This is a genomic window from Qipengyuania sp. MTN3-11 (assembly GCF_042851825.1).
Taxonomy (GTDB): Bacteria; Pseudomonadota; Alphaproteobacteria; order Sphingomonadales; family Sphingomonadaceae; genus Qipengyuania.
On record NZ_BTGM01000001.1, the window covers coordinates 347,572 to 373,429 of the forward strand.

The 25,858-nt window shown below is 66.5% G+C and carries 23 protein-coding genes; 12 read left to right on the forward strand and 11 right to left on the reverse strand.

The features are described from left to right. Positions 1 to 11: 11 nt before the first annotated feature. Positions 12 to 602, reverse strand: coding sequence for a thiamine phosphate synthase (locus ACGHN1_RS01710; RefSeq protein WP_390547788.1), 591 nt, complete (start codon positions 600 to 602; stop codon positions 12 to 14). Between ACGHN1_RS01710 and ACGHN1_RS01715 the strand changes: the two genes are divergently transcribed. After that, complete coding sequence (locus ACGHN1_RS01715) at positions 586 to 1,248, forward strand: YggS family pyridoxal phosphate-dependent enzyme (RefSeq protein ID WP_390547790.1); 663 nt, start codon at positions 586 to 588, stop codon at positions 1,246 to 1,248. The two genes, ACGHN1_RS01710 and ACGHN1_RS01715, sit on opposite strands and share 17 nt — an antisense overlap. A 63-nt stretch (positions 1,249 to 1,311) precedes the next feature. Here ACGHN1_RS01715 and ACGHN1_RS01720 read toward each other — a convergent pair whose 3' ends face one another. From ACGHN1_RS01720 to ACGHN1_RS01730, 3 genes are all read right to left on the reverse strand, one after another. Next, positions 1,312 to 4,002, reverse strand: coding sequence for a TonB-dependent receptor (locus ACGHN1_RS01720; RefSeq protein WP_390549733.1), 2,691 nt, complete (start codon positions 4,000 to 4,002; stop codon positions 1,312 to 1,314). A gap of 148 nt (positions 4,003 to 4,150) precedes the next feature. Continuing rightward, on the reverse strand, positions 4,151 to 6,910 hold the full coding sequence (locus tag ACGHN1_RS01725; RefSeq protein WP_390547792.1) for a [protein-PII] uridylyltransferase: 2,760 nt from the start codon (positions 6,908 to 6,910) through the stop codon (positions 4,151 to 4,153). A 21-nt stretch (positions 6,911 to 6,931) separates the two neighbouring features. Beyond that, positions 6,932 to 8,623 (reverse strand): class I adenylate-forming enzyme family protein, encoded by a 1,692-nt coding sequence (locus ACGHN1_RS01730; protein ID WP_390547794.1) that lies wholly within the window; start codon positions 8,621 to 8,623, stop codon positions 6,932 to 6,934. Positions 8,624 to 8,800: 177 nt separating this feature from the next. Between ACGHN1_RS01730 and lgt the strand changes: the two genes are divergently transcribed. The 3 genes from lgt (at position 8,801) to ACGHN1_RS01745 (ending at position 11,232) form a co-directional block, all read left to right on the forward strand. Next, positions 8,801 to 9,697 (forward strand): prolipoprotein diacylglyceryl transferase, encoded by an 897-nt coding sequence (gene lgt / locus ACGHN1_RS01735; RefSeq protein WP_390547795.1) that lies wholly within the window; start codon positions 8,801 to 8,803, stop codon positions 9,695 to 9,697. A gap of 79 nt (positions 9,698 to 9,776) precedes the next feature. Beyond that, positions 9,777 to 10,784 carry a class I SAM-dependent methyltransferase gene (locus ACGHN1_RS01740; RefSeq protein WP_390547797.1) on the forward strand — a complete coding sequence of 336 codons (1,008 nt, stop codon included), beginning with the start codon at positions 9,777 to 9,779 and terminating at the stop codon, positions 10,782 to 10,784. Between the two features lie 31 nt (positions 10,785 to 10,815). Next, positions 10,816 to 11,232 (forward strand): DUF2147 domain-containing protein, encoded by a 417-nt coding sequence (locus ACGHN1_RS01745; RefSeq protein ID WP_390547799.1) that lies wholly within the window; start codon positions 10,816 to 10,818, stop codon positions 11,230 to 11,232. Between the two features lie 6 nt (positions 11,233 to 11,238). Here ACGHN1_RS01745 and ACGHN1_RS01750 read toward each other — a convergent pair whose 3' ends face one another. Genes ACGHN1_RS01750 through ACGHN1_RS01765 form a run of 4 tightly spaced genes read right to left on the reverse strand, consistent with a single transcriptional unit; the run spans position 11,239 to position 15,558 of the window. Beyond that, complete coding sequence (locus tag ACGHN1_RS01750) at positions 11,239 to 12,777, reverse strand: ABC transporter permease/substrate-binding protein (RefSeq protein WP_390547801.1); 1,539 nt, start codon at positions 12,775 to 12,777, stop codon at positions 11,239 to 11,241. Continuing rightward, complete coding sequence (locus tag ACGHN1_RS01755) at positions 12,774 to 13,541, reverse strand: ATP-binding cassette domain-containing protein (RefSeq protein WP_390547803.1); 768 nt, start codon at positions 13,539 to 13,541, stop codon at positions 12,774 to 12,776. Before ACGHN1_RS01755 ends, ACGHN1_RS01750 begins: the two co-directional genes overlap by 4 nt. After that, positions 13,538 to 14,017, reverse strand: a complete 480-nt coding sequence (locus tag ACGHN1_RS01760; protein WP_390547804.1) for a hypothetical protein — start codon at positions 14,015 to 14,017, stop codon at positions 13,538 to 13,540. Before ACGHN1_RS01760 ends, ACGHN1_RS01755 begins: the two co-directional genes overlap by 4 nt. Before the next feature lie 20 nt (positions 14,018 to 14,037). Next, positions 14,038 to 15,558, reverse strand: coding sequence for a sensor histidine kinase (locus ACGHN1_RS01765; protein WP_390547806.1), 1,521 nt, complete (start codon positions 15,556 to 15,558; stop codon positions 14,038 to 14,040). Positions 15,559 to 15,707: 149 nt separating this feature from the next. On the opposite strand from ACGHN1_RS01765, the gene ACGHN1_RS01770 reads away from it, so the two are divergent. Beyond that, on the forward strand, positions 15,708 to 16,877 hold the full coding sequence (locus tag ACGHN1_RS01770; RefSeq protein WP_390547807.1) for an acyl-CoA dehydrogenase family protein: 1,170 nt from the start codon (positions 15,708 to 15,710) through the stop codon (positions 16,875 to 16,877). Positions 16,878 to 16,881: 4 nt separating this feature from the next. On the opposite strand, the gene ACGHN1_RS01775 is transcribed toward ACGHN1_RS01770, so the two are convergent. Continuing rightward, on the reverse strand, positions 16,882 to 17,217 hold the full coding sequence (locus ACGHN1_RS01775; protein ID WP_390547809.1) for a DMT family protein: 336 nt from the start codon (positions 17,215 to 17,217) through the stop codon (positions 16,882 to 16,884). Between the two features lie 57 nt (positions 17,218 to 17,274). On the opposite strand from ACGHN1_RS01775, the gene ACGHN1_RS01780 reads away from it, so the two are divergent. From ACGHN1_RS01780 to ACGHN1_RS01790, 3 genes are read left to right on the forward strand one after another with little or no spacing between them, the layout of a single operon-like run. Beyond that, complete coding sequence (locus ACGHN1_RS01780; protein WP_390547811.1) at positions 17,275 to 17,406, forward strand: hypothetical protein; 132 nt, start codon at positions 17,275 to 17,277, stop codon at positions 17,404 to 17,406. Further along, positions 17,397 to 18,110 carry a TrmH family RNA methyltransferase gene (locus ACGHN1_RS01785; protein WP_390547813.1) on the forward strand — a complete coding sequence of 238 codons (714 nt, stop codon included), beginning with the start codon at positions 17,397 to 17,399 and terminating at the stop codon, positions 18,108 to 18,110. The genes ACGHN1_RS01780 and ACGHN1_RS01785 overlap by 10 nt, the downstream gene beginning before the upstream one ends. Further along, a complete protein-coding gene (locus ACGHN1_RS01790; RefSeq protein ID WP_390547815.1) occupies positions 18,107 to 19,714 on the forward strand; it encodes a carboxyl transferase domain-containing protein in 1,608 nt (535 codons plus the stop codon). Before ACGHN1_RS01785 ends, ACGHN1_RS01790 begins: the two co-directional genes overlap by 4 nt. Position 19,715: 1 nt before the next feature. Here ACGHN1_RS01790 and ACGHN1_RS01795 read toward each other — a convergent pair whose 3' ends face one another. Beyond that, positions 19,716 to 21,431: a bifunctional metallophosphatase/5'-nucleotidase gene (locus ACGHN1_RS01795; protein WP_390547817.1), complete on the reverse strand. Its 1,716-nt coding sequence runs from the start codon at positions 21,429 to 21,431 to the stop codon at positions 19,716 to 19,718. A gap of 101 nt (positions 21,432 to 21,532) precedes the next feature. Between ACGHN1_RS01795 and ACGHN1_RS01800 the strand changes: the two genes are divergently transcribed. From ACGHN1_RS01800 to ACGHN1_RS01815, 4 genes are all read left to right on the forward strand, one after another. Further along, entirely contained in the window at positions 21,533 to 22,171 is a 639-nt protein-coding gene (locus ACGHN1_RS01800; RefSeq protein ID WP_390547819.1) for a 1-acyl-sn-glycerol-3-phosphate acyltransferase, read from the forward strand. Then, positions 22,168 to 22,983, forward strand: a complete 816-nt coding sequence (locus ACGHN1_RS01805) for a DUF1295 domain-containing protein (RefSeq protein WP_390547821.1) — start codon at positions 22,168 to 22,170, stop codon at positions 22,981 to 22,983. Before ACGHN1_RS01800 ends, ACGHN1_RS01805 begins: the two co-directional genes overlap by 4 nt. A 52-nt stretch (positions 22,984 to 23,035) precedes the next feature. Further along, positions 23,036 to 23,662: a hypothetical protein gene (locus ACGHN1_RS01810; RefSeq protein ID WP_390547823.1), complete on the forward strand. Its 627-nt coding sequence runs from the start codon at positions 23,036 to 23,038 to the stop codon at positions 23,660 to 23,662. Positions 23,663 to 23,743: 81 nt separating this feature from the next. Then, positions 23,744 to 24,382 (forward strand): hypothetical protein, encoded by a 639-nt coding sequence (locus ACGHN1_RS01815; RefSeq protein ID WP_390547825.1) that lies wholly within the window; start codon positions 23,744 to 23,746, stop codon positions 24,380 to 24,382. Here ACGHN1_RS01815 and rpoN read toward each other — a convergent pair. Next, complete coding sequence (rpoN, locus tag ACGHN1_RS01820; protein WP_390547827.1) at positions 24,379 to 25,851, reverse strand: RNA polymerase factor sigma-54; 1,473 nt, start codon at positions 25,849 to 25,851, stop codon at positions 24,379 to 24,381. The two genes, ACGHN1_RS01815 and rpoN, sit on opposite strands and share 4 nt — an antisense overlap. Between the last annotated feature and the right edge of the window lie 7 nt (positions 25,852 to 25,858).

Consider the following 25,858-nt stretch of genomic DNA (forward strand, 5'->3'; position numbering starts at 1 on the left):
GGACTCGCCCGTCAAGCGCCAGTCGGTGAAGCGAGTCCGTCGATCGCGCCCCAGCGCGGCCAGGCGAGCTGTTCGGCGCGCCGCGCATCCATCCCACCCAGCGCGATGATCGGGACCGGCGATTGCATCGCGAGGACGTGAAAGCCGTGAATGCCCAGGGGCCGTGCATCGGGATGCGATGCGGTCGGGAAGACCGGCGAAAGGAAGATACCGTCCGCCCCGGCGGCCAGTGCCGCCTGAATCTCGTCGCCGTCATGGGCGGCGGCGAGGCGGAGCATTGTCCCCGTCGGCGGACCCAGCGCTGGTGCCGCGCCGTAGATGCCGTCCGCATCGAGCTGTGCCGCCAGCGAATTATTTCCCGAGATCACGATGCGGTGCTCCCGCGTCCGGGCGATTGCTGCCAGCGCCCGGTAGCGCTCGGCGCGATCGGCTGGGGAGAGATGGTAGTGCCGGAACACGAAGCCGGAACCGGCGGGCAATGCCTCCAGCGCGCTCTCCAGCGCAGCGTCGTTGCGCGCATCGGAGAACAGCCAGACCATTGGCAGAGGGTTCACGCCGGGCATGGCGGCGTTATAGCCGCGCTCCATGGAAAAGGCAGACACACCGCTCGAAAAGGTTCGCGCCGAGATCGCGGGCACATGCCGTATCGCGCGCCGCGATCCCGGCGAAGTCACGCTCGTCGCGGTGAGCAAGACCCAACCGGCAGATCGGATTGTCCCGCTGCTCGAACAGGGCCAGCGGCATTTCGGCGAGAACCGCGTGCAGGAAGCGCAAGGCAAATGGCCCGAATTGAAGGAGCGGTTCCCGGCCGCGCAGCTTCACCTCGTCGGGCAGCTCCAGTCGAACAAGGCGGAGGATGCCGCGAAGCTGTTCGATTGCATTCATTCGCTCGACCGGCCGAGCCTGGTGAAGGCACTGGCGAAAGCGTTCGACAAGACAGGGCGCCGCCTGTCCTGCTTCGTCCAGGTCGATGTCGGCGAGGAGGAGCAGAAGGGGGGGTGCGCGATTGCGGAGCTTGCTTCGCTGCTCGACCGCGCGCGCGATGCGGACATTCCTATCGCCGGACTGATGTGTATCCCGCCCTTCGACATCGACCCGGCACCGTTCTTCGCGCTGCTCGACAAGCTGGCGCGCGATCACGGGCTGGAAGGACGCTCGATGGGGATGAGCGCCGATTACCCCGCGGCGATCATGCTCGGCGCGACCCATGTCCGCGTCGGGACCGCGCTGTTCGGCGGGCGCGGTTAGACGCCCCAACGAAAAGGGGCGCCCCCTGCGGGACGCCCCTTCCGATCAGTCTGCGCGAAAGCCTCAGAACTCGCCGCGCACGGTGATGCCGTAGGTCCGCGGTTCGGCGAGGAAGGCCGAGTAGGTCTGCTGTTCGGCGACGAAGGGCGTGTTGAACGCAACCTGCGTGTAGTCCTTGTCGAACAGGTTCTGCACCCAGCCTTCGATGGCGAAGCGGTCGGCGATGTTGGTCAGGCCGATGCGCCCGTTGACGATGAAGTAGCTGTCCTGCTCCTTGCCGTAGAGCAGATCGGAGCCGGTGTTGTAATCGCTGACCAGGCGGCTGTTGAAGAACACCAGGCCACGCATCCCGCTGTTGCCGATCGGCGGGGTCCAGGACACCGAACTCGTCACCGTGATTTCCGGCGCATTCGAGAGATTGTCGCCCGGCAGCAGCCTCAAGGCCGGATCGAGCGGAGCGCCCGTATCGTTGCCGATCAGATCGTTCTCGAAGCTTGTGTCGGAATAGGTCAGGCCCACGTTGAGCCCGAAATCGGGAGCGGGGTTGAGCGCCGCTTCGATCTCGAAACCCTGGGCAATGACGCCCGGTGCGATGTTGTCGGCGGCACAGGCCCCGGTGGCGGCGCTGGGATCGCTGTCCGCCCCGCCCAGGCTGTCGCTGCAAGCGTTGATGTTCTGCACCAGAAAGACCGTGCCGTTGAAGGTGTTCAGCTGAAAATTGCTGAACTCCTGACGGAAGGCCGCGACGCTGAGGCCGAACTCCCGGGTCGAATACTTCGCGCCCAGTTCGAAGGCATCGACCGTCTCCTGGTCGAACTGGAGGTTGCCGACGTTGATGTTGTTGACGTTGAGCGCCACCGGCTGGGCCAGGGCGGAACGGTCGAGGTTGAAACCGCCGGCCTTGTAGCCCCGCGAATAGGATGCGTAGACCATCAGATCGTCGATCGGCTTGTAGCTCAGGATCGCGGTGCCGGTGAACTCGTTCTCGTCGCGGCTGTCCGACAGCGACACCCCGTCGAGCTCAGAGGTCGAATTGCCCTGACAGGAGAGACCGAGGATGCCGCCGGCGAAAGCCGCCAGCGACGGCACGCCGAGCAACGGTGCCAGCAGCGCCCGGTTGGCCGGGCAGACGGTGTTGTCGTTCCCGAAGGTGGCGTCGAAATCCTTGGTTTCGTTGGTGTAGCGAAGCCCGAGGGTCAGATCGAGGCGGTCCGTGATGTGGAAGATATTGTGCGTAAAGACCGCGAAGCTCTGGCTTTCCTGATTGTAAACGTCGCCGGTCCCGCCCAGATCGTTGAGCGTGGCCAGATTGTTGATCCCCGCGACGATCGCCGGAGTGGCCGCACCGAACACCGCGCCGCTCTGGATCGCGCCGAACGCCGTCGGGCTGAAGCAGTTCGCGCGCGTGGTATCGGGCACCGTTATGCCGAGCGGTCCAAGCGAAGGCTGGAGCGCGTTGGCGAGGCGGCAATTGGCGAAGCGGCCGTATTGCGTGCCGAACCGCAGATTGTCGCGCACCTGAAGCTTCTCGTTGGCGAAGAAACCGCCGACCAGCCAGTCGAGCCGATCGTCGAAAGCGCTCCCCGCGAGCCGCAGTTCCTGGGTGAAGGTCTTGAACTGCCGTGCGCCGGCATCATCGCCGGGAGCGCGGTAGAGGATGTCGACCTGCGTGTAGTCGGTGTCCGACGCCTGATTGTTGGAATATTCGCGATAGCCGGTGATCGAGGTCAGCGTCGTCGTGCCGAAGTTCCAGTTCAGTTCGCCCGAAACACCGTAATCCTCGGTTTCGCCCTCGAAGGTCCGACCCGGGGTCACATAGATGTTCCGGTTGAAGGTCCCGCTGTTGAGCGCGATCGGGTTCTGGCCGAGACCGATCAGGATCGGAATGATCGGGTTCGCGGTACTCGTCAGGGCCGGCGTGGCGGAACCCGGATAGTCGAACTTCGCTTCTGCGGAGAGCGCCGGGATGTCGTCGCTCAGCCGCGCCAGCGGCGCGAAGTCGGTCTGGACGAAGGTCGCGGCGCAACAGGCTTCGTCCTTCTTGGAATAATCGCCTACAAGGCGGAAGCTGATGTCCTCGCTCGGTTCGAACAGCAATTGGCCGCGCACCAGATAGCGATCGCGGTTGTTGATGTCGGTGTCGTTGACGACGTCGTTGTAGAAACCGTCGCGCCGGAAATAGACCCCGTCGACACGGGCGGCGATGGTATCGCTGAGCGGGCCGGTCAGGCCGCCTTCGAAACGCAGGGCGTCGTAATTGCCATAGGTGAACGCGCCGTGCCCACCGAAGGTGAATTCCGGCTCTGCGGTGTAGATCGAGATCAGGCCGGCGGAAGAGTTGCGGCCGCCTAGCGTGCCCTGCGGACCGCGCAGGATTTCGATCCGGTCGAGCGGGCCGAGCTCGCTCAGCGCGTTGCCGGAACGCGAGCGATAGACGCCGTCGATGAAGACCGCGACCGAGCTTTCAAGGCCCGGGTTGTCGCCTACCGTGCCGATGCCGCGAATACGCGCGGAGCCATTTGCCTCGTTGCCCGTGGAGGAAACCAGAAGCGAGGGCGCGACCTGCGTCAATTCGCGAATGTCGTTGGTGCCCGAGCGCTCGAGCTGTTCGGCCGAGACCGCGTTGATAGCAACGGGAACGTCGGCCAGTATCTGTTCGCGGCCCTGGGCGGTGACGACGATGACGGATTGATCTTCGACATCGGCGTTCTCGATCAGGTCGTCGCCGGCGTCGGCATCCTGTGCCAGTGCCATCTGCGGTGTGAGCGCGATCCCGGCACCAAGCAAGCCAGAACGCGCAGAGATGCGTAACCCGTTTTCATATGTCCTCTCCTCTCAATCTCTCGATGAAACCGATTATACGAGAGCAACAAAGTTGCAACAGTCGACCGACCAACAGGCGTCAAGCGTCTTCCAACCGTGCCTGTAATGCATCACTGGCCGCTTCGAGCAGTGCCGCCTCGAGCCTCGCGATGCGCGCTTCCCCGGTCAGTTTCGCACCCGTGACATCGGTGACGTAGAAGGTGTCCGCCGCCCGCTCGCCATAGGCCGTGATGTGGGCGGAATTGACCACCAGCCCTTCTTCGAACAGCGCCCGGGCCAGGCGGTTGAGCAGCGCCGAACGGTCGCGGGCGTTGACCTCGATCACGGTAAAGCGATTGGAAGCGGAGTTGTCGAAGACCACGCGCGGATCGACGTCGAAGGCCTTCGAACGGCCGTGGGGCAACGGCCTCTGCGCCAGGCGCGGGGCGAGGTCGATGCGGTTGGCAAGTGCGTCGGCGATCGACTTTTCGAGCCGTTCGAGCTGGGGAGGCTCGCGGAAGGGCCGGCCCTGCGGGTCCTGGACCAGGAAATTGTCGATCGCCCAGCCTTCGCGCGTTGTGTGGATGCGCGCGTCGATGATGTTTCCTCCGGCAAGGTGGATGCCGCCGGCGATGCGATAGAACAGCCCCGGATGATCGCTGGCGATCACCGTCACCAGCGTCGCCCCGCGCGCCTCGTAATATTCGCTGAAGATCGACAGCTTGTCGCCGGCCTCGCGCGCCGCCGCATAGTGGACGACGTTGCGGGCAGCGATATCGGCGGGCTCGGCGATCCAGTAGGCATCGCCCATGCTCCTTGCATAGCGATCGACGAGTTCCCCCTGCGCGCCGATGCGCTCCTTAACCGCCGCCTGCTTCGCCGCGACCCGCTCGTCGCGGCCGTTGCGCACATGGCCGAGCCGGAGCCGCTCCTGCGCCTGGTCGTAGAGATTGCCGATCAGCTGCCGCTTCCAGCTGTTCCAGGTCCCCGGCCCCACGGCGCGGATATCGACCACGGTCAGGATGGCGAGGTTCTTCAGCCGCTCGGCGCTCTGTACCCGGGCGACGAAATCCTCGATCGTCTTGGGATCGGCGAGGTCGCGCTTCTGCGCAGTGGAGCTCATCAGCAGATGATAGCGCACCAGCCAGGCGACAAGCTCGGTCTCCGCCTCGGTCAGGCCGAAGCGCGGGCACAGTTCGTAGGCCACCTCGGCACCGAGCTCGGAATGATCGCCGCCGCGGCCCTTGGCGATGTCGTGCAGCAGCACCGCCACGAACAGCGCCCGCCGGCTGGCAAGCTTGTGGATCAGCCGGGTGGCGCGGGGATGATCTTCCGCCAGCCGGCCCTTCTCGATGGCGTTGAGCAGTCCGATCGCGCGGATGGTATGCTCGTCCACCGTGTAGTGGTGGTACATGTCGAACTGCATCTGCGCGTTGACCCGGCCGAAATCGGGTACGAAGCGCCCGAACACCCCCGCCTCGTTCATCCAGCGCAGCACCGTCTCCGGATTGTTGCGACCCGTCAGCAGGTCGAGGAACAGGGCATTGGCGCGGCTGTCCTCGCGCAGGGTATTGTCGATCAGACCGCTGTCGCGCTGCGCCAGCCGCATGGTCTCGGGATGGATTTCCAGTTCTTCCGCCTCTGCCAGCTGGAACAGCTCGATCAACCGCGAAGGGTCCTTGCGGAACCAGTCGTCGGACGGGGCGGCGATGCGGCCGCCGTGGACGGTAAAGCCCTTCACGCTGCGCGAACGGCTGCGGAAGCCGGCGAAGAAACCGCTGCGATTGCTCTTCTGCGCGAACTCCTCGTCGATATGCGAAAGGAAGATGCCGGTCAGGCTGCCGACGTGCTTCGCCTGGAGGAAATAGAACTGCATGAAGCGCTCGACCGCGCTCTTGCCGGGGCGATCGGCAAAGCGCATTCGCTCGGCGATCTGGCGCTGGTAATCGAAGGTCAACCGGTCCTCGGCGCGCCCTGTGATCGTGTGGAGATGGGCGCGCACCGCGAGCAGGAAGCGCTCGGCATTGCGGAAGCGGCGGTATTCCGCCTGGGTGAACAGGCCGACATCGACCAGTTCGGCGGCGACGTTCACGCGGTGGATGTATTTCCCGATCCAGTAGAGCGTCTGCAGATCGCGCAGGCCGCCCTTGCCGTCCTTGATGTTGGGCTCGACGACGTAGCGGCTGTCGCCCATCCGCTTGTGCCGGGCGTCGCGTTCGGCCAGCTTTTCGCGCAGGAACTGGCGCTCGGTGCCGATCACCACTTCGCTGCGGTAGCGGCGCGCGCCTTCGTCGAAAAGCGCCTCGTCGCCCCAGACGTAGCGCGCTTCGAGCAAGGCGGTGCGCACCGTCAAATCCTCCTTCGCCATGCGGATCGCATCGTCGAGCGTACGGCTCGAATGGCCGACCTGGAGGCCCAGATCCCAGAGGAGGTAGAGTATCGCCTCGATCACCTGTTCGCACCAAGGGGCGTGGCGACGCGGGGTGAGGAAGGCGATGTCGACGTCGGAATGGGGGGCCATCTCGGCACGGCCGTATCCGCCCACCGCCATGATGGTAATCCGTTCGGCGCTGGAGGGATTGGGCGCGGGATAGAGGTGGGCCACCGTGTGGTCGTGGATCACTCGCACCAGCTGGTCGATCAGATAGGCGTGGCCGGCGGCGATGGCGTGGCCGGCGCTGGGCTTGTTCTCGAGCCGGCGCGCAAGCTCGGCGCGTCCGGCATCGAGCGTCTCCCTGAGCGCGGCGAGGATCGCGGGACGCGCATTGGCCCCCTCGGCCTCGACCAGAGCATCGATCTGCGCAGCGAGAGTCCTGCGCTCGATGATCGCGCGCCGGTCGGTGAGCGCCTGAAGGCTCATCGAGGGGTCAACCCGATGCCGTCATGCCGCTGCGTGTTCCCGCGCGAAGTTGTCGCGCACCGCGCGCTTGTCGACCTTCTGCGTACCGAGGCGGGGGAGCTTGTCCTCCGCCTGCCAGAAATGCACCGGCACCTTGAACGGAGCGATCCGGCCCTCGAGGAAATCGCGCAGCGCATCGGCATCGAGCGAGGTGCCCTCGCGCGGGAGGAACACAGCGGCGGGAATCTCGCCATAGCGCTCGTCCGGAAGGCCGAAGACGGAGCATTCGGCGACGTCGGGATGGGCGTAGATCGCATCCTCGACCTCGATGCAGGTGATGTTCTCGCCGCCGCGGATGATGATGTCCTTCTTGCGGTCGACGATGAAGAGATAGCCGTCCTCGTCCAGCCGCCCGAGGTCGCCGGTGCGGAAATACATGTCGTCGGTGAAGGCGGCCCTGGTCGCTTCTTCGTTGTTCCAGTAGCCGAGGAAATTGCAGACCGTGCGAAGGCACACCTCGCCGATCTGCCCTTGCGGCACCGGATTGCCGTCGTCGTCGAGGATAGCGAGGTCGACCAGCGGGCGACTCGGCTTGCCGGTGCTTGCCGGCTTGGCGAGGTAGTTCTCGTTGAAATTGCCGCAGCCGACGCCGTTGGTTTCGGTCAGGCCGTAACCCAGCAGCGGGTTGCCGGTCGGAAAGGCATCCTTGATCTTTGTGACGTGCTCGACCGGGCGCGGCGCGCCGCCGGCGGCGAAACCCGAACAGCTGGAGACGTCGAACTTTTCCCGCTCGGGGTGGGTCGCCATCTCGTAGGTCATCAGCGGAACCCCGGCGAAATAGCTGACCTTCTCGTCTTGGATCAGCCGCAGCGCTTCGCGGGCGTCCCATTTGGGCATCAGCACGATCTTGCGCCCGAGCGCGAAGCTCTGGAGGAACAGCGGCACTTCCCCGGTGACATGGAACAGCGGCACCGCGAGCAGGGCACAGGCCTGGCTCGACGGCGCATCTCCGGTCGAATCGAGATAGGTGAAGGCCATCAGCGATTGCAACGCATAGCTCATCGAACCGTGGACGACGCCGCGGTGGTCCGAATAGGCCCCCTTGGAGCGCCCGGTCGAGCCCGAGGTGTAGAGCAAGGTGGCGAGGTCGTCGGGACCCAGCGCCGGGAGTTCGACACCGTCAGGGTCGCGCCAGACTGCGGACAGCCCCTGAGCCGGCGGCGCATCGTGGTCGATCCGCACCAGCTTCGCATCATGGGCATGACCGTCCAGCCGCGCGATCCGCTGGTCGTCGGCGAGCACCAGCTTGCATTCGACCATGTCGATCTGTTCCGCCAGTTCCTCGCCGGTCGAGAAGCCGTTGAGCAGCGTGGCGCAGCCCCCGCCCATCAATATGCCCATGTAGGCGACGATCCAGTTGGCCGAATTGCGCGCACCGATCGCCACCCGGTCGCCGCGCTGCATGCCGTGATCGGCGATCAGGCCGGCGGCGACGTGCCGCGCGGCGGCGTAGGTCTCGCCGAAGGTCAGACGCTGGGCGCTGTCGATAAGGAAGTCGGCGTCGCGGTGCTCGTTGCAGTAATGCGCGAAATAATGCGCCATGCTCGGCGGCGCGTTCTTCAGCGCCGGCATCTCCACACCGTTGCGGGTGAAGGAAACCGTCTCGGCAGGGGCGCCGGGGGCGGTCAGTCTGTCCATGATGGCATCGAGTGTCGTGTCGAGCTGGGTCGGCATGTCGGTCGGTCATCCTCTCTTTGTCTTCGTTCACCGCGGACGCGCATCTTCGCGCCTCGCGGCCGGCATTCCATCGCAGGGTTTCCCCAAATCGCCTGCTATGCCAAAAGCGCATCCGCGACGCGTTCGTTGCCAAACAGGTTGCGGACAGCCACCCGTCTCTAAAAGGATAACCCCTTGCTGTCACTACTCGCCGCCACCCTCGCCGTTGCGGCACCCGGGACGCCGATCCAATGGGCCGAGCTGGGGCTGACTCCGGGCATCGACCTCGGCTTCTTCACCCTGCGCTGGTACAGCCTCGCCTATCTCGCCGGGATCGTGCTGGGGTACTGGCATCTGTCGAAGATGGTGAAGGCGCCTGGCAGCCCGATGGCGCAGCGCCACGCGGACGATCTGTTCTTCTACTGCACGCTCGGCATCATTCTCGGCGGCCGGCTCGGCTACGCGCTGTTCTACCGGCCCGAACTGTTCGCCGACTTCAGCCACGGGGGCCTCATGCCTTGGGGTCTGCTACGTCTCTGGGACGGGGGCATGAGCTTCCATGGCGGGGTCATCGGCGTGCTGGCGGCGATCGCCTGGGTCAGCCTGCGCGGCGGGCTCAATTGGCTGCGGGTGTGCGATTATATCGCGGTCAACGTGCCCTTCGGCATGATGTTCGGTCGCCTCGCGAATTTCGTCAACGGAGAGCTCTACGGACGGCCGACCGACGTTGCCTGGGCGATGGTCTTTCCTTCCGATCCGCTGGGCCTCGCGCGGCATCCGAGCCAGCTCTATCAGGCAGCGCTCGAAGGCGCGCTGATGATTGCGATCCTGCTGCCGCTGTTTTGGTACACGCGGGCGCGCTATCGCCCCGGCCTGCTGGTCGGGGTCTTCACCACCGGGATCGCCGCGGCGCGCTTCGTGAACGAGTTCTTCCGCGCACCCGACGCCCATCTCGCCTATGTCGTCGCGGAAAGCGGTCTTTCGCGCGGGCAATGGCTGTCGCTCCCGATGATCGCGGTCGGTCTCGGCGTGATCGCCTACAGCCTGACCCGTCGGCCGGCGAGCGAGACGAAGGCTCCTGCCGCTGCCTGATCGCGCGAAACAGGGCGATCCGACGCGGCGTTTTCGCCGGCTGATCGAGGCGCACGGGCCGATTCCGGTCGCGCGCTTCATGGGCGAGAGCAACGCGCTCTACTATGCGAGCCGCGATCCGCTGGGCGCGCCCAAGCGGACGAAAGGCGGCGATTTCGTCACCGCTCCCGATATCAGCCAGATGTTCGGCGAGATGATCGGGCTGTGGTGCGCCGATCTGTGGCACCGCGCCGGACAGCCGCAGGCGATCGCCTATGTCGAGCTCGGCCCCGGCCGTGCCACCCTGGCGATCGATGCCCTGCGGGCGATGAACCGGCAGGGTCTGACCCCGGAGGTCCATTTCGTCGAGGCCTCGCCCGTGCTGCGCGGGGTCCAGGAGGAAAGGGTCCCGGGTGCGCAGTTCCATGACGATCTCGCCGACCTTCCGGAGGAGATGCCGCTGCTTCTGGTGGCGAACGAATTCCTCGACGCCCTGCCGGTCCGCCAGCTCGTGCGGATAGAGAGCGGCTGGCGCGAGCGGATGGTGGGCATGCTGGATGGGCAGCTGGTGTTCGTCGCCGGCGACCAGCCGATGGACGAGGCGCTGCCGCCCAGGCGAAGGGATTTGCCGCCGGGAACGATCGTCGAAACCTCCCCCGCCGCCGCCACCGTGATGGGCGAGGTCGCTGCCCGGATCGCATCGCAGGGCGGCGCGGCGCTGTTCGTCGACTACGGCCATCTTTCGCCGCGCACCGGCTCGACTCTTCAGGCCATGCGGCGCCACAGGAAGATCGGCGTGCTCGACCGTCCGGGCGATGCGGACCTGACCGCACATGTCGATTTCGCGACGCTTGCCGAAGTGGCGGCGAAACACGCGGTCGCGATCCAGTCTGCCACCCAGGGCGAGTTCCTGACCGCTCTCGGCATCGACACCCGCGCCCGCGCGCTCGCCGCAGCGGCTCCGGACCGCGAGCGGGAGACCGATCTCGCTCTCAGGCGGCTGACCGACGCGGAGGAGATGGGCGAGCTGTTCAAGGTCATGGCGCTGACCGGCGGGGGCTGGCCGGTCGGGGCGGGTTTTCCCGTGGCGACGGCGGACCCGAGCTGATAGAGACCACTCGCAAGAAGGAAGCCTGCCGATGAAGATGCTCGCCGTTATCGTCCTCTCCGCGCTTGCAAGCGCCGCGCCCGCCTGGGCCGCCGATCCGATCACGGGCCGCTGGGTGACGGAGGAGAAGGACGCGGTGGTCACCATCGCCAAGTGCGGGTCGTCCTATTGCGGGCGTATTTCCCGCTTCCTCGTCGCGCCGCCGCAGGGGCCGGACCAGCGCGACGTCAACAATCCCGACCCGGCCAAGCGCTCGCGCAAGCTGATGGGCCTGCCGGTGTTGTTCTCCTTTTCCGAAGACGGCGACCTGTGGCGCGGGCGGATCTACGATCCCAAGAGCGGCAGGGATTACCGTTCGGTGGTGCGGCGCCAGAGCGCCTCGCGGCTCGAGGTCAAGGGCTGCCTCGGCCCGATCTGCCAGACCCAGAACTGGAGCCGGGCAAACTAGGCCGGTCTAGAGACCGATCCGCTCCGCGAGCATCCGCGCAGCCTGGGCCGGTGTCATCTTGTTCTCCTCGCGGTCGACCGCGTAGTTCGCATCGCGCATTGCCTCGACATCGATCGCACCCATCAGCGGCTCGAGCGCGGCGACGATTTGGGGATCGTCGGCGATGTCTGGCGCGAGGGTCAGGATGGCGTCGTAATTGGGAAAGGCGCCTTGGGGATCGTCGAGGATGACCAGATCGTCCGCAGCGATCCGCCCGTCGGACGTGTAGGCGCCGATCACCTGCGCCTCCCCCGATCGCAGCGCGTTGTACATGAATGTCGGGGAGAAATTGCGCAATTCGCCGAAGCGCAGCCCGTAGGCGTCGCGCACCGCGACCCATTCGGGGCGCTGGAAGAATTCGGGATCGCCGCCGATGGTGAGCTGCGGGGCCACGCGGGCGAGGTCGGCGATGGATTCGAGGCCGGAGGTCCGCGCGCGCTCGGCGGGAACCGCGAGACCGTAGGCATTCTCGAACCCCAGCCGCCCCAGCACGCGGGCACCGCTGGTGCGCCGTTCCCATTCGGCGATCGCCGCCAGCATGGTGTCGCGGTCGGGCGTGTCGCTGCGCTGCATCTGGTTGGTCCAGATGGTCCCTGTGTAGTCGACCAGCACATCGATCGCGCCGGTCGCCACGGCGTTGTGCGCCACTGCCGAACCCAGCCCGTCGCGATATTCGACCGCGAAGCCGGCGGCCTCCAGCCGCTGGCCGATCAGCCGTGCGAGGATGTACTGCTCCGAAAAGCCCTTGGCGCCGATCACCACCCGGTCGTCTTCGGGTGCGCCGGCGAAGCTCGACCACAGCGCCGCGCCCACGCCCAGCATCACCGCCGCCATGCCCCCAAGCCAGAGCGGCCGACGGCGTTCGCGAAACCCGCGCTCGACGAGGCCGAGAAGCCCGTCGGCGACCAGCGCCAGTCCGGCGCTGGCGATGCAGCCGGCGAGCACCAGTGCCCAGTTCTGAGTCTGCAATCCGGCGAAGATCGGATCGCCCAGGCTGGTCTGGCCGATCGTGGTGGCGAGCGTCGCCGCGCCGATGGTCCACACCGCCGCGGTGCGGATCCCCGCCATCAAGAAGGGTGCGGCGAGTGGCGCCTCGACCAGCCGCAGCCGCTGCCATCCGGTCATGCCCACGCCGTCCGCCGCCTCGATCACCCCGGGGTCGAGATTGGCCTGCGCGGTCACGGCGTTCCTGAGGATCGGCAGCAACGCGTAGAGCGACAGCGCCAGCAGCGCGGGCAGAAAGCCGAGCGTCGGGAGATTCTCTCCGAAAACGGCCCGCAGGCTTAGCAGGATCGGGAAGAACAACGCCAGCAGGGCTAGCGCGGGAATGGTCTGGACCAGGCTGGCGAATCCCAGCGTAATTCGTGCGACTGCTGCGCTGCGGCTCGCCCACACCGCCAGCGGCAGCGCCACCGCGACCCCGAGCGTGATCGCCGCGGCGCACAGCAGCACATGCGCGGCGAGCTTGTCGCCGAGATCGAGCAGTGCCTGGCCCAGCGCATTCATGCCGTCAGCCCCGCGAGGCGCCGTGCCTGTTCGCGCGGCACCGCCACCAGATCCTGCGCGATGGTTCCGCCTGCGCCTTCGAGCAGCGCCTGCGGTGTCTCGTCGGCTACGATCCGGCCCGAATCCATCACCAGCACGCGGCTGGCAAGCAACAGCGCCTCGGCCATGTCGTGAGTCACCATGACCGTGGTCAGCCCGAGCCGCTCGTGCAGCCGGGCGATCCGTTCGCCCAGCGAATCGCGAGTGATCGGATCGAGCGCGCCGAAGGGTTCGTCCATCAGCAGCAGGTGCGGTTCGCCGGCCAAGGCCCGGGCCACCCCGACGCGCTGCCGCTGGCCGCCCGACAGCGCGTCGGGCATCCGCCCCCCCATCTCCGCATCGAGCTCGACCAGTTCGAGCAATTCGGCGATCCGTTCGCGCCCCGGCCGCTCGCCAGCGAGCCGCGGTCCGATGCCGATGTTCTCCGCCACCGTCATGTGCGGGAACAGGCCGATCCCCTGGAAGACGTAGCCGGCGCGGCGGCGCAGCGCATGCGGGGTCAGCGTGGCGACATCCTCGCCCTCCAGCATCACGGCCCCGTTATCCGGGACGACCAAGCGATTGACGGTCTTGAGCAGGGTCGACTTCCCCGAACCCGATGCCCCGACCAGAGCGACGAATTCCCCCGGATCGATGGCCAGCGAGACTCCGTCGACCGCGGTGACCGAACCGTAGCTTTTGACGATGTCGCGGAATTCGAGGAAGGGTGCGGCCGGCCGGTTCACCCGTCGGCTGCATCGGCCGGCGGGCTGTAATCGACGCGTTCGAGCCGGATGCGCATGCCGTTGTCGCTCGAGGCGATCATGCGCTCCGCGCTCTGCATCCGGTCGGGATGCCAGCACCGCAGGACCGCACCCTCGGCATCGGGGAGGAAGCAGATCTGGCCCTGGCTGTCGATCTCCCAGCCGCCTTCCTGCCACGGGTCGCCGTTGCGCAAATCGCGGTAGCGCCCGCCTTCGTCGAGAAAGGTGGTGTAGCGCGCGCCATCCTCGGCAATCGCGCGCCATGCGGTGTTGACGAACTCGGCCGGCAATTCGGCATCATTGCCGTCCGGCACGTCCGCCATGGCCTCGGCGGCGGACGCGTTCGTCCCTTTGGGGCCGCCTTCCTGCGGGTCGGACGGGGCCGGGGCCGAGCAGCCCGTTGCCATCAATGTCCCCAGAACGAGTGCCAGGAGGGCCGGCGCGAATTCGCAATCCATCGGGCTTGCCCTTCCAAGCATCAGCTGGTCAGCGACTTGCGGGGCACGACGATCTCGCAGACCAGGCCCTCTTTCGAGAATCTCCGTTCGAACCGGCCGCCGAGCTGTCCCTCGATCGACAGCCTAAGCATCCGCGAGCCGAAACCCTCGTGGCTCTCGTCGACGGCCTCCTCGCAGGCTTCGCTGAATTCCTCCCAGCGGATCGACAGTTCGTCCTGCTCCGTTTCGCGCAGCACGATGCCGATCCGGCCCTCCTCGCAGGATAGTGCGCCGTATTTGGCGGAGTTGGTGGCGAGTTCATGGAAAATCAGGGCCAGCGGCGTAGCCGCGCGGTGGCCGATGGCGCTGTCGGCGCCTTCGACCGTGATCCGCTCGCCCGCACTGTCCTGATAGGGGGCGAGGAGGTCGGCAAGCAGGTCGCGCAGGCTCTCGCCGCGGCGTCCCTCGACCGGGCGGACGTAGTCGTGCGCGAGCCCGAGCGCCTTGATCGTGTTGGAAAGATCCTCGGCGAAATCCTTCGCGTCGGGATGGTTGCGTGCCTTGATCGCGACCAGGCCGGAAACCACTGCGAAGATGTTCTTGATCCGGTGCGACAGTTCGGCGGCGAGCAGTTCGCGCGATTCGGACAGGCGATACTGTTCGTCGATATCGAACAGCGTGCCGAACCAGCGCGGCGTCGGGCCGATGCCGGTCAGCGGCACCGCTCGGCTGAGCATCCAGCGATAGGAGCCGTCGGCCTGGCGCATCCGGAACTCGTTTTCGAACGGTATGGACTGCTCGACCGCATGGGACAGTCCCGCATGCGTTTTCTCGAAGTCGTCCGGATGGACGAAATCGCGCCAGTCGGCGGGTATTTGCGGCGGTTCGGAGCCGGTGACGTCCTTCCACCGGGCATTGAAATAATCGAAATTGGCCTTGTGGTCGGCCGACCAGGCGATGCCCGGCACGCTGTCGATGATCGATTCGAGCCGCTTTTCGCGCTCGGCGATTACATCGGAGGCGGCGATGTCGAGCCGGTGCTGGGCGAGCCGGCGCATCACCGCGTCGGCAAGCACCTCCAGCCCCTCGCGCTGGAGGTCGGTAAGTCCCTGCTGGCGCGGCTCGGTATCGATCACGCACAGCGCGCCCAATGGTGCGCCTTCCGAGGAAATTAGCGGCGCGCCGGCATAGAAACGCACGTTTTCCGCCCCGGTGACCACAGCGAAGGCGGCGAAGCGTTCGTCCTCGGTCGCGTCCGGAACGACCAGCGGCTCGCTGTGGAGCATGGTCGTCGCGCAGAAGCTGGTCGAGCGCGGGGTTTCGGGAATGTCGAGACCCTCGCGAGCGAGAAAGCGCTGGCGGGCATCCTCGACGATGCTGACCATCGCCATCGGCGTCTCGCAAAGCCGGGCGGCGAATCCCACCAGCCTCTGGAGGTCGGCATCGCCCTCGAGTTCGTCGAGGCCGAAGCTCGCCATGACGGACAGGCGCTCGTCCTCGCCGCAGAAGGCGGCGGCCGGCGCGTCGCCACGGGGCCAGAGATCGCGAATGGTGCGGAACATCCCGAATTCGGGGGCTTAGGTGAAAATTCGCCCGGGCACAAAGTCTTTCGGCATGGGCGTTTGCCCGGCGGGCGACGCTTCGCTAGGGGCTCTCTCGGCCCCGCCTCGCGCGGCCCGCTTCGTCCCGGCCCATTTCTTCAGGAGAGAGCATGCGCGCGACCCCCGATTTCGATTTTCAGCTTGGCGAAACCGCGGAGATGATCCGCGAGACGACCGCGCGCTTCGCCGACGAGCAGATCGCGCCGCTGGCCGAGAAGATCGACCGCGAGGACTGGTTTCCCAAGGACGAGCTGTGGCAGGCGATGGGCGAGCTAGGCCTGCACGGCATCACCGTGGGCGAGGAGGACGGCGGTCTCGGGCTCGGCTATCTGGAGCATGTGATCGCGGTCGAGGAGGTCAGCCGCGCCAGCGCCTCGCTCGGCCTCAGCTACGGCGCGCATTCCAACCTCTGCGTCAACCAGATCCGCCGCTGGGGGAACGAGGAGCAGAAGGCGAAATACCTGCCCGGCCTGATCAGCGGGGAGCACGTGGGCTCGCTCGCCATGTCGGAAGCTTCCGCCGGTTCGGACGTCGTCTCGATGAAGCTGAAGGCCGAGGCGGTGCAGGGCGGCTATGTGCTCAACGGCACCAAGTTCTGGATCACCAACGCGCCCTATGCCGATACGCTGGTGGTCTATGCCAAGACCGATGGCAACGCCGGCAGCCGGGGGATTACCGCCTTCCTGATCGAGAAGGGGGACGAGGGCTTCTCGATCGGCCAGAAGATCGAGAAGGTCGGAATGCGCGGTTCGCCCACGTCGGAGCTGGTGTTCGACGATTGCCACATTCCGGAAGATCGCATCATGGGTCCGCTCAACGGCGGGGTCGGGGTGCTAATGAGCGGGCTGGATTACGAGCGCGTGGTCCTCGCCGGGCTCCAGCTCGGGATCATGCAGGCCTGCCTCGACACGGTGATCCCCTATCTTCGCGAGCGCACCCAGTTCGGCAAGCCCATCGGGTCCTTCCAGCTGATGCAGGCCAAGGTCGCCGACATGTATGTCGCGCTGCAATCGGCGCGGGCCTACACCTACGCGGTGGCCAAGGCCTGCGACGCGGAGAACACCACGCGGTTCGATGCGGCCGGCGCGATCCTGCTGGCGAGCGAGAACGCGTTCCGCGTCGCCGCCGAAAGCGTCCAGGCGCTGGGCGGTGCGGGCTACACGCTCGACTGGCCGGTGGAACGCTACATGCGCGATGCCAAGCTGCTCGATATCGGGGCAGGCACCAACGAGATCAGGCGCATGCTGATCGGCCGCGAACTGATCGGGGCAGCGGGGTGAACTCTTACCGCCCCACGAAAAGGAAGGCGACCGCGGCCATGATGCAGGCGAAGGCGGCGAAATGGCGCCAGTGCAGCGGCTCGCCCAGGAACACCACCATGAACCCGCCGAAGGCGATCAGCGCGATCGCTTCCTGGGTGATCTTGAGCTGGCCCGGCGTCCAGCCGCTGGCGTATCCGATGCGGTTGGCGGGCACGGCGAAGCAATATTCGACGAAGGCGATTGCCCAGCTGATGAGGATCACGACCATCAGCGGCTTGGTGTTGCCGCCCTTGAGATGCCAGTACCAGGCGATGGTCATGAAGATGTTGGAGATGGCGAGGAGTATGACGGTGACCATGAGCGCGCGAGACCTCCCTTTGCGCCGATCATGCGCGCTGCCGCACGGAGCGGCAATATGACCGCACCGGTTCTCACCACCAAGCTCGACCGCGAGGGCGCGGATAGCGAGTTGTTCGACCGAGGTGCGAAGCCAAGCGAAGTGAAGCGCATGCCGATCGTGCGTGGACGGAGCGGGGCATGGGGTTGATGCCCGTGGTCGAAGGCGAAAATGCAAGCGAACGTTCCAAACCATCCGTTCGCGCGCGGGCGGATGCGATCAAGCCGTTCGTTTGCAAGAACCTCATCGCTGTCATCGAGGCCCCGTCCGACATTAAGAACGTAGGCACCGTTATTCGCAACGTTAATGCACTCGGCTGCGAGAAGGTCTATGTTGTCGATCCGCGGCGCGCCCTTCCCGACGATTGGCAAGAAATGAGGGATGGACGGGCGCTTTCAAAGACATCGGTTTCCGCTGTGAAATGGAGTTTCGTGAAGCGCTTCGACAGCACGGACGATTGCTTCGACCATCTGGAAAAAAACAATTTTCATTCGGTGGTCACTTCTCCTCACGTCAAGGGCCAGCGTAACGTATGGTTGCACGAGGGAGACTTTACCGAACATTCGAAGTTGGCTGTGTGGTTCGGTAATGAGAAACGAGGCATTAGCGACCGCGCAGTAGAGCGCAGCGATGCGTGCGTTGCGATCCCCATGTTCGGTATGGTCGAAAGTCTCAACCTTGCAACCTCTTCCGGCATTGTTCTGTATGAAGTCACGAAACAACGCCGAGAGTATCAGAGCAAATATCGCAAACGAGATAGGCGCGGAGCGCGGCGCGAACCCTTGCCTACTGTCATGGGGCGCGAAGAAAACGCACGGCCCCAATCAAAAAATCTTGGGAAGATGCAATCATGACCGCACCGGTTCTCACCACCAAGCTCGACCGCGAGGGCGCGGATGCGAAGGCGCGGTTCGAGCACAACCGCTCGCTGGCCGAAGAGCTGCGCGCCAACGTCGCCGAGGCGGCGCTGGGCGGTTCGGAGCGGCACCGCGAGCGCCATGTGTCGCGCGGCAAGCTGCTGCCGCGCGAGCGCGTCGAGCGGCTGCTCGATCCGGGCTCGCCGTTTCTCGAGATCGGGCAGCTTGCCGCCAACGGCATGTACGAGGGCGACGTAAACGGCGCTTCGATGATCTGCGGCGTGGGGCGGGTCTCGGGCCGGCAGGTGATGATCGTCTGCAACGATCCGACCGTGAAGGGCGGCTCCTACTACCCGATGACGGTCAAGAAGCACCTGCGCGCGCAGGAGATCGCGCAGGAGAACCGCCTGCCGTGCATCTACCTCGTCGATAGCGGCGGGGCGAACCTGCCCTACCAGGCCGAGGTGTTCCCCGACCGCGAGCATTTCGGGCGCATCTTTTTCAACCAGGCGAACATGTCCGCGCTCGGCATCCCGCAGATCGCCTGCGTCATGGGCAGCTGCACCGCTGGCGGGGCATACGTTCCCGCGATGTCCGACGAGACGGTGATCGTGCGCGAGCAGGGGACGATCTTCCTCGCCGGGCCGCCGCTGGTGAAGGCCGCGACGGGCGAGGAGATTTCGGCCGAGGACCTCGGCGGCGGCGATCTCCATGCGAAGAAGAGCGGCGTGGTCGATCACCTCGCCGAGAACGACGAGCACGCGCTCACCATCGTGCGCGATATCGTCAGCCATCTCGGCGCGAACACCGGCGCGGCCAAGGCGGTCGAACTGCGCGAGCCGCGTCCGCCGAAATTCGATGCCGAGGATCTCTACGCGCTGATCCCCGACGACGTCCGCGCGCCCTACGACGTGCACGAGGTCATCGCGCGTATCGTCGACGGCAGCGAGTTCCACGAATTCAAGCAGCATTACGGCAGCACGCTGGTGTGCGGCTTCGCGCATATCTGGGGAATGCCGGTGGCGATCCTCGCCAACAACGGCGTGCTGTTCTCCGAAAGCGCGGTGAAGGGCGCGCATTTCATCGAACTCGCCTGCCAGCGGCGGATCCCGCTGCTGTTCCTGCAGAACATCTCCGGCTTCATGGTCGGCGGGAAATACGAGGCGGAAGGCATCGCCAAGCACGGCGCCAAGCTCGTCACCGCCGTCGCCACCGCCACCGTGCCCAAGGTCACCGTGGTCATCGGCGGCAGCTTCGGCGCGGGCAATTACGGCATGTGCGGGCGGGCATACTCGCCGCGGTTCCTGTTCACCTGGCCCAATGCGCGCATCAGCGTGATGGGCGGCGAGCAGGCGGCTTCGGTGCTAGCCACCGTCCACCGCGACGCGGACTCATGGACCGAAGAACAGGCCGAGGAATTCAAGGCCCCCATCCGCCAGAAATACGAGGACGAAGGCAACCCCTATTATGCCACCGCGCGGCTATGGGACGACGGCGTGATCGACCCCGCGCAGACCCGCGATGTCCTCGGCCTGGCCTTTTCCGCGACGCTCGAGGCCCCGATCGCGGAGCGGCCGGCCTTCGGCGTCTTCCGGATGTAGTTCAGCCCGTCACGACAATGCGCCCGGTCGCCGGCAGCGCGCGCACTGCCTCGCCGTCGAGATAGGTCTCGATCGCGTCGAGATCGACCGGGCCGGTGACCGCGTCCTTGCCTTCGGCAAAGACCGCGAAACCGTCGCCGCCGGTGGAAAGGAAGCTGTTCATGGTGACGCGGTAGGTGGCGTCCGGGTCGATCGGCCGGCCATCGAGCGTGGCGGAGACGAAGCGGTAACCGTCTCCCGCCCGCGCCAGCACCTGCCGGAACCCTTCGGACCCGGCGAAGATCACCTCGCGCCCCTCGCCGAACTGGCTGGCGAGCAGAGCGAGCAGTTGCGCGCCGGTGAGACTCTTGGTGATCAGCGTGTTGCCGAAAGGCTGGACCGTGTAGATCTGGCCGAAGGTCAGCGTGCCGTCGGCTGCGGGAATCAGGTCGCCGCGGATGCCGCCGGGATTCATGAGCGCGATCTGCGCCCCCGCGTTCCGCGTCGCGGCGAGCTGGGCATCGGCGATGAGATTGCCGAGCGGGCTCTCGATCCCCTCTTCCCGTGCCGGTCCGGCAAGCCGGCCGACGGGCCGCGTTTCCGCCGCGCGCGCGGCCTCGGCATAGCGTGCGACATAGGCCGCGATGTCCGCGCGCGCCGCCGGTCGCAGGATCCCCTCGACAGGATCGCCCGCTTCGTTGGCGACCACCAGATTGCGCGCTCGCTTGGCGACGACGCGGTCCTGCGCCGGATCGATGGTGAGCACGATATCGGTCAGCATCTGTCCGCCCCATGCCGCACTGGTCACCAGCATCGGGCGCGCGGGATCGACGCTGGCGTAGTCGCAGACATAGGGCCGGTGCGTGTGTCCGGAGATCACCACGTCGACGCCGCCATCGAGCCGGTCGAGGATTTCGCGCAAGGGGCCCGAAATCGCTGCGCAGCCGAAGACATCGGGCTGATCGTCGGGCGCGAGCCCCTGGTGGATGGCGACCACCACCGCGTCGGCGCCCTGACCCCTCAAGCGGGGTATCGCGGCGTTGATCGTTTCCGCCTCGTCGGCGAAGGTGAGGCCCGCGATCCCCTGGGGCGTGACGAGACCGGGCGTGCCTTCCAGCGTCAGCCCGACGATGCCGATCGCGACGGCATTCTCGCCTTCGCCGAAGCGGCGGATAGCGGTGCCGGGGAACAGCGTCTCGCCCCGGCCCATCGCGGGCGTGGCGCGGACATTGGCGGCGAGGAAGCCGAACTCGGCGCCGGCGTAATCGGGCTCGACCGCGCAGGGTTCGCGCAGGGTCAGCTTTGCGCACCCGCCCTCGGCCAGCCGAACGAGCTCGCGCCAGCCGCGGTCGAATTCGTGATTTCCCACCGCGTTGAAATCGAGGCCCATCCGGTTCATCGCCCCGACGGTCGGCTCGTCGAGAAACAGCGAGGAGACCAGCGGGCTGGCGCTGATGAGGTCGCCCGCGGAGATCACCAGGCTGTGTTCTTGCCGCGCGCGCAGCGCGTCGATGGCACTGGCGAGATAAGCGGCACCGCCTGCCTGGACCTCGGTTTCATCCTCGACCGGCAGGGCGCGCTGCACCGGTTCCAGATTGCCGTGAAAATCGTTCAGCCCGACGATCCCGACCGTGACCGTCGCATTCCCATCCATCGGCGGGGCCACGGCGGCGGGCGGGGCGGTCGCACAGGCGGCCAGCGGCAGGGCGAGGAGCGCGAGAACAGCTTTGCGTATCATGCCCGCGCGATGCGCCGGGCAGATGACGGATTCAAGTCTTCGCGAAGGGTCTCGTCATCGCCAGAACATATGTTAAGTCCTGGCCGGGAAGAGGAGAGATCGTGCCGGGACGCGCGAACCGTCAGCCATCGCTGCTTTCGCGGATCGTCCGGCGCGGCCTCATCGCGCTCTATCGCTGGAAGGGCTGGCGGATCGAGGGAGAACCGCCGGCGGCGCGGAAATTCGTCATCCTCGGCGCGCCGCACACCTCGAACTGGGACTTCGTCTTCTTCATCGGCGCCACGCATGAACTGGGCATCCGGCCCAGCTTCATGGGCAAGCAGTCGCTGTTCGACGGGCCGCAGCGGCGCTTCATGCTCGACATGGGCGGGGTGCCGGTGGATCGCTCGAAAAAAGGCAACTACGTCGAGCAGCTGGCGCGTGCCTTCGCCGAGGCGGACGATCTGGCGCTGGTGATCGCGCCCGAGGGATCGCGCACCTTCAAGGGCAGCTGGCGCACCGGCTTCTATCACATCGCCATGGCCGCGGGCGTGCCGATCGTTCCCGCCTGGGTGAACAACGCCACGATGCGCGGCGGGATCGGCCTGGCGATGATGCCGACGGGCGATTACCGCGCCGACCTTGCCCGGCTCGCGGCATTCTACCGGGAGAAACGTCCCGATTGCGATCGCTTCGTCGCTCTGGAAAGGAGCGCGCAGACCTTGAAGGAAATGGAAAGACCGATGGAGACGGGCGAATGATCCTCGAAGCGCTGCTGGCCAATGCCGCGATCCTGCTCGGCGTGATGCTGATCCTGTGGGTGATCGCGGTGCAGATCCGCGACGTCTCCTTCATCGACAGCGTCTGGGGCGCGGGGATGGTGCTGCTCGCGCTGATCAGCTGGCGCCAGCTCGCCGCACCGGGATACCTCGCCACGCTGATCCTGGCGATGACGGCGATCTGGGGGCTGCGGCTGGCGATCCACCTGTTCCTGCGCTGGCGGCGCGAAGGGCCGGACAAGCGCTACGAACGGCTGCTCAGCAAGGATCGCGAGAAGGGGCGCTGGGCAAGCGCCGCGCTGGTCAAGGTCTTCCTCGCCCAGGCTGTGCTGCTGTTCATCGTTTCCAGCCCCGCGCAATACGGCATTCTCGAGGCGGGGACCGGACAGCAGATCAGCGGTCTCGCGCTCCTCGGCCTGGCGCTGTGGGCCGTCGGCATCGCCTTCGAATGGATCGGAGACTGGCAGCTCGCGCGCTTCAAGTCCGACCCCGCCAATGCGGGCAAGGTGATGGACCGTGGCCTGTGGGGCTGGACCCGCCATCCAAACTATTTCGGCGACGCCTGCGTGTGGTGGGGCATCTGGATCGCCGCGGCGAGCGCGGGCTGGTGGGTCGCGGCGGCGACCGTGATCGGGCCGATATTTCTCACCTTCACGCTGATGAAATGGTCGGGCGCCGCGCTGCTCGAAAAGGGGATGGAGAAAAGCCGCCCCGACTATGCCGATTACCAGCGGCGCGTGTCGGCCTTCTTCCCGCGCCCGCCGAAGCGCCGTATCGGCGACGAGGGTCTTTAAACCGAAAACCGCTTGTTCTAATCTGTCCGCGCGACAGGAGGCGAAGGGCGTGGTGACGGCGGACGACAGGCAAGGCGAGCGCATGCGGCTGGCCCGGGTGGCGTGGGACCTCATCGCACGCACCGGCGGCGAGCCCTCGGCGGAAATGCTGGCGCACGAGGCCGGCATTTCGCGCCATCGGCTCCAGGCGGTCTTCCCCGACGAGAGCGATCTGTTCGAGGCAGTCGCGGAGATCTGGTTCGCCCCGCTCAACGCAATGATGGAGGAGGTTCTCGCCAGCGATCTCCCCGTCAACCGCAAACTCTACGAATTCTTCGCCCGGCGGTTCGTCCACGTCCGCGACCTGTTCCGTGCCGACCCGGTGTTCTACCGGACGATGTGCGATCTCGGCACGCGCCATTTCGAACATGCCCGCACCAACATCGACCTTGCCGACCATTATCTCTGCGAACTCATCGCCGAGGCGCAGGACGCGGGCCATTTCGCCGGGCTGGAGATCGACCGCGCGCTGACGCTGATCAACCAGATGGTCGCCTGCTACACCGTGCCTGATCTCCTGCCGCTGATCGAACACCGGCTGTCGGAAGACAAGCTGGCGGCGATCGTCGACACCATGTTCGCCGGGCTTTCCGCGCGGGACGGCGGCAGCCAGGGCGTGAAGGGTCTCCGCGCCGCCTGAGCGAGCCGAGGAACGCGGGTGCGCGCGGCGCGTATTCTTCTGCAATGCCCGGTACGGGCGGGTTGCGAGAGGACAGGCCCGATGCAAGGCGACCAAACGACATTCATTCTTATCGTGGCTGCGGTCCTCGTGCTGTCGGCGGTGGCCGTCTGGTACGTGACCCGCCGCAAGCGCACCGAGCATCTGCGCGAACGCTTCGGCGAGGAATACGACCGGACGGTCGCGGAGCACGGGCGCGGCGAGGCCGAAAGGAACTTGGAAGAGCGCGAGAAACGCGTCGCCGAGTTCGCCATCCGGCCGCTGACGATCGCCGAGCGCGATCGCTTCTCCGAAGAATGGCAGGAGGCCAAGGCGCTGTTCGTCGACAGCCCGCAGGAGGCCGTCCTCCGGAGCGATCGCCTGCTCGGTACGATGATGGAGGCAAGAGGTTTCCCGGTCGGCGATTTCGATCGGCGATACGAGGATCTGACCGTTGATCACGGCACGGTGGCGCGCCACTACCGCGAAGGCCACGACGTCGCGGTCAAGAAGGATGCGGCGACCACGGAAGAGATGCGCCGCGCGGTCAAGAACTACGAGACGCTCTACGAGGAACTGGTTCGCGACGCCGGGACCGGATCCGACGAGCTTCCGCAGTCGGCAACGCCCGGGGCCGCTTTCGGCGAGGAGGGCGGGACCATCTCGCAGTCTCCGCTCGGCAGGCCGGTGCGGCCGGGCTAGCCGCTCCGCAGCCCGGCGAGCTTCTTCTGGCGCCGTCGCTGGGCGCTCGATCCCAGGCCGATCGCCTCGCGGTATTTGGCCACCGTGCGCCTGGCGAGGTCGAAGCCTTCCGCCTTCAGCGTGTCGACCAGCGCCTGGTCGGACAGCACCTTGGCCGCATCCTCCGCATCGATCAGCGCCTTGATCCGCGCCTTGATCGCTTGCGACGACGCACCTTCGCCGTCGCTCGACCCGACGCCGCTCGAAAAGAAGTACTTGAGCTCGAAGGTCCCGCGCGGGCAGGCAAGATATTTGTTGCTCGTCACCCGGCTCACCGTGCTCTCGTGCATCTCGATCGCCTCGGCCACTTCGCGCAGGATCAGCGGCTTCATCGCCGAGACGCCCTCGCGGAAGAACCCCGCCTGCCGCCGGACGATCTCCGCCGCGACCTTGAGGATGGTCTTCGCCCGCTGATCGAGCGCGCGGATCAGCCAGTTCGCCTCGGTGAGATGCTCGCCCAGCCACGTGCGGCTGGACTTGTCGGTGCACCCGTCCCTGAGCTCGAGGTAATATTCGCGATTGACGACGAGTTGCGGGAGAGTGTCGGCGTTGAGGCGGATGTCCCAGCTGCCGTCGTCCTTCGCAGCAATCAGCACGTCGGGCACGACCGGTGCCTCCGCACCCCCGCCGAACCGCAACCCGGGCTTGGGATCGTAGCGCCGCAGTTCGGCGAGCATGTCGGAGAAATCCTCGTCGTCGACGTCGCACATGCGCTTCAGCCGCGCGATGTCGCCCGCCGCCAGCAATTCGAGATTGTCGATCAGCCGGGCCATGCACGGATCGTAGCGGTCGGCCTCGCGAGCCTGCAGCGCCAGGCATTCCGACAGCGAGCGCGCGCCGACGCCGGTGGGGTCGAGCGCCTGGACCAGCTCGAGCCCGCGCTCCGCCTCGGCCAGCGGCACGCCCAGCTCCTCCGCCAGCGCTCTGAGGTCGCCGGTGAAATATCCCGCCTCGTCGAGCTCGCCGACCACCCGCGCCGCGACCAGCGCCTCGCGCGCGTCCCCCGCCACCGCGCCGATCTGGGCGGAAAGATGCTGAGCCAGCGTCGGCCCGTCGCCAGCGCGGTTTTCGAGGTCGGGATGGTCCTCCGCCCCGCCGCCCGATCCCGCGGCGCGCGACCAGTCGCCGTCGTCCGGCGGGCCGTCGCCCGGTGCCCGTTCCGGGTCGAGCGCGTGGTCGGCGATGTCCAGCGCCGCCTCGCCGTCGGTGCCGGGATCGCTTTCGTGTTCGCCCTGGGGAGGTCCGTCGTCCTCCCCCGCCTCGCGCCGGACCTCGCCGATCTCGAGCAGCGGATTGCTCTCCAGCGCCTCGGCGACATGGGTTTCCAGTTCGAGGTTGGACAGCGCCAGCAGCTTGATCGCCTGCTGCAACTGCGGCGTCATCACCAGCGACTGGGTCTGCCTGAGGTCGAGACGCGGAGCCAGCGCCATAGATCAG

Excerpts from the sequence above, each read along its gene's own strand:
- ACGHN1_RS01720 (WP_390549733.1), bottom strand. The coding sequence starts at position 4,002 with ATGGCACTGGCACAGGATGCCGACGCCGGCGACGACCTGATCGAGAAC.
- ACGHN1_RS01740 (WP_390547797.1), top strand. The coding sequence starts at position 9,777 with ATGGGCGAGAGCAACGCGCTCTACTATGCGAGCCGCGATCCGCTGGGC.
- ACGHN1_RS01760 (WP_390547804.1), bottom strand. The coding sequence starts at position 14,017 with ATGGATTGCGAATTCGCGCCGGCCCTCCTGGCACTCGTTCTGGGGACA.
- rpoN (WP_390547827.1), bottom strand. The coding sequence starts at position 25,851 with ATGGCGCTGGCTCCGCGTCTCGACCTCAGGCAGACCCAGTCGCTGGTG.
- ACGHN1_RS01750 (WP_390547801.1), bottom strand. The coding sequence starts at position 12,777 with ATGAATGCGCTGGGCCAGGCACTGCTCGATCTCGGCGACAAGCTCGCC.
- ACGHN1_RS01745 (WP_390547799.1), top strand. The coding sequence starts at position 10,816 with ATGAAGATGCTCGCCGTTATCGTCCTCTCCGCGCTTGCAAGCGCCGCG.
- ACGHN1_RS01770 (WP_390547807.1), top strand. The coding sequence starts at position 15,708 with ATGCGCGCGACCCCCGATTTCGATTTTCAGCTTGGCGAAACCGCGGAG.
- ACGHN1_RS01725 (WP_390547792.1), bottom strand. The coding sequence starts at position 6,910 with ATGAGCCTTCAGGCGCTCACCGACCGGCGCGCGATCATCGAGCGCAGG.
- ACGHN1_RS01795 (WP_390547817.1), bottom strand. The coding sequence starts at position 21,431 with ATGATACGCAAAGCTGTTCTCGCGCTCCTCGCCCTGCCGCTGGCCGCC.
- ACGHN1_RS01805 (WP_390547821.1), top strand. The coding sequence starts at position 22,168 with ATGATCCTCGAAGCGCTGCTGGCCAATGCCGCGATCCTGCTCGGCGTG.
- ACGHN1_RS01780 (WP_390547811.1), top strand. The coding sequence starts at position 17,275 with ATGACCGCACCGGTTCTCACCACCAAGCTCGACCGCGAGGGCGCGGAT.
- ACGHN1_RS01775 (WP_390547809.1), bottom strand. The coding sequence starts at position 17,217 with ATGGTCACCGTCATACTCCTCGCCATCTCCAACATCTTCATGACCATC.
- ACGHN1_RS01730 (WP_390547794.1), bottom strand. The coding sequence starts at position 8,623 with ATGCCGACCCAGCTCGACACGACACTCGATGCCATCATGGACAGACTG.
- ACGHN1_RS01790 (WP_390547815.1), top strand. The coding sequence starts at position 18,107 with ATGACCGCACCGGTTCTCACCACCAAGCTCGACCGCGAGGGCGCGGAT.
- ACGHN1_RS01815 (WP_390547825.1), top strand. The coding sequence starts at position 23,744 with ATGCAAGGCGACCAAACGACATTCATTCTTATCGTGGCTGCGGTCCTC.
- ACGHN1_RS01715 (WP_390547790.1), top strand. The coding sequence starts at position 586 with ATGGAAAAGGCAGACACACCGCTCGAAAAGGTTCGCGCCGAGATCGCG.
- ACGHN1_RS01785 (WP_390547813.1), top strand. The coding sequence starts at position 17,397 with ATGGGGTTGATGCCCGTGGTCGAAGGCGAAAATGCAAGCGAACGTTCC.
- ACGHN1_RS01765 (WP_390547806.1), bottom strand. The coding sequence starts at position 15,558 with ATGTTCCGCACCATTCGCGATCTCTGGCCCCGTGGCGACGCGCCGGCC.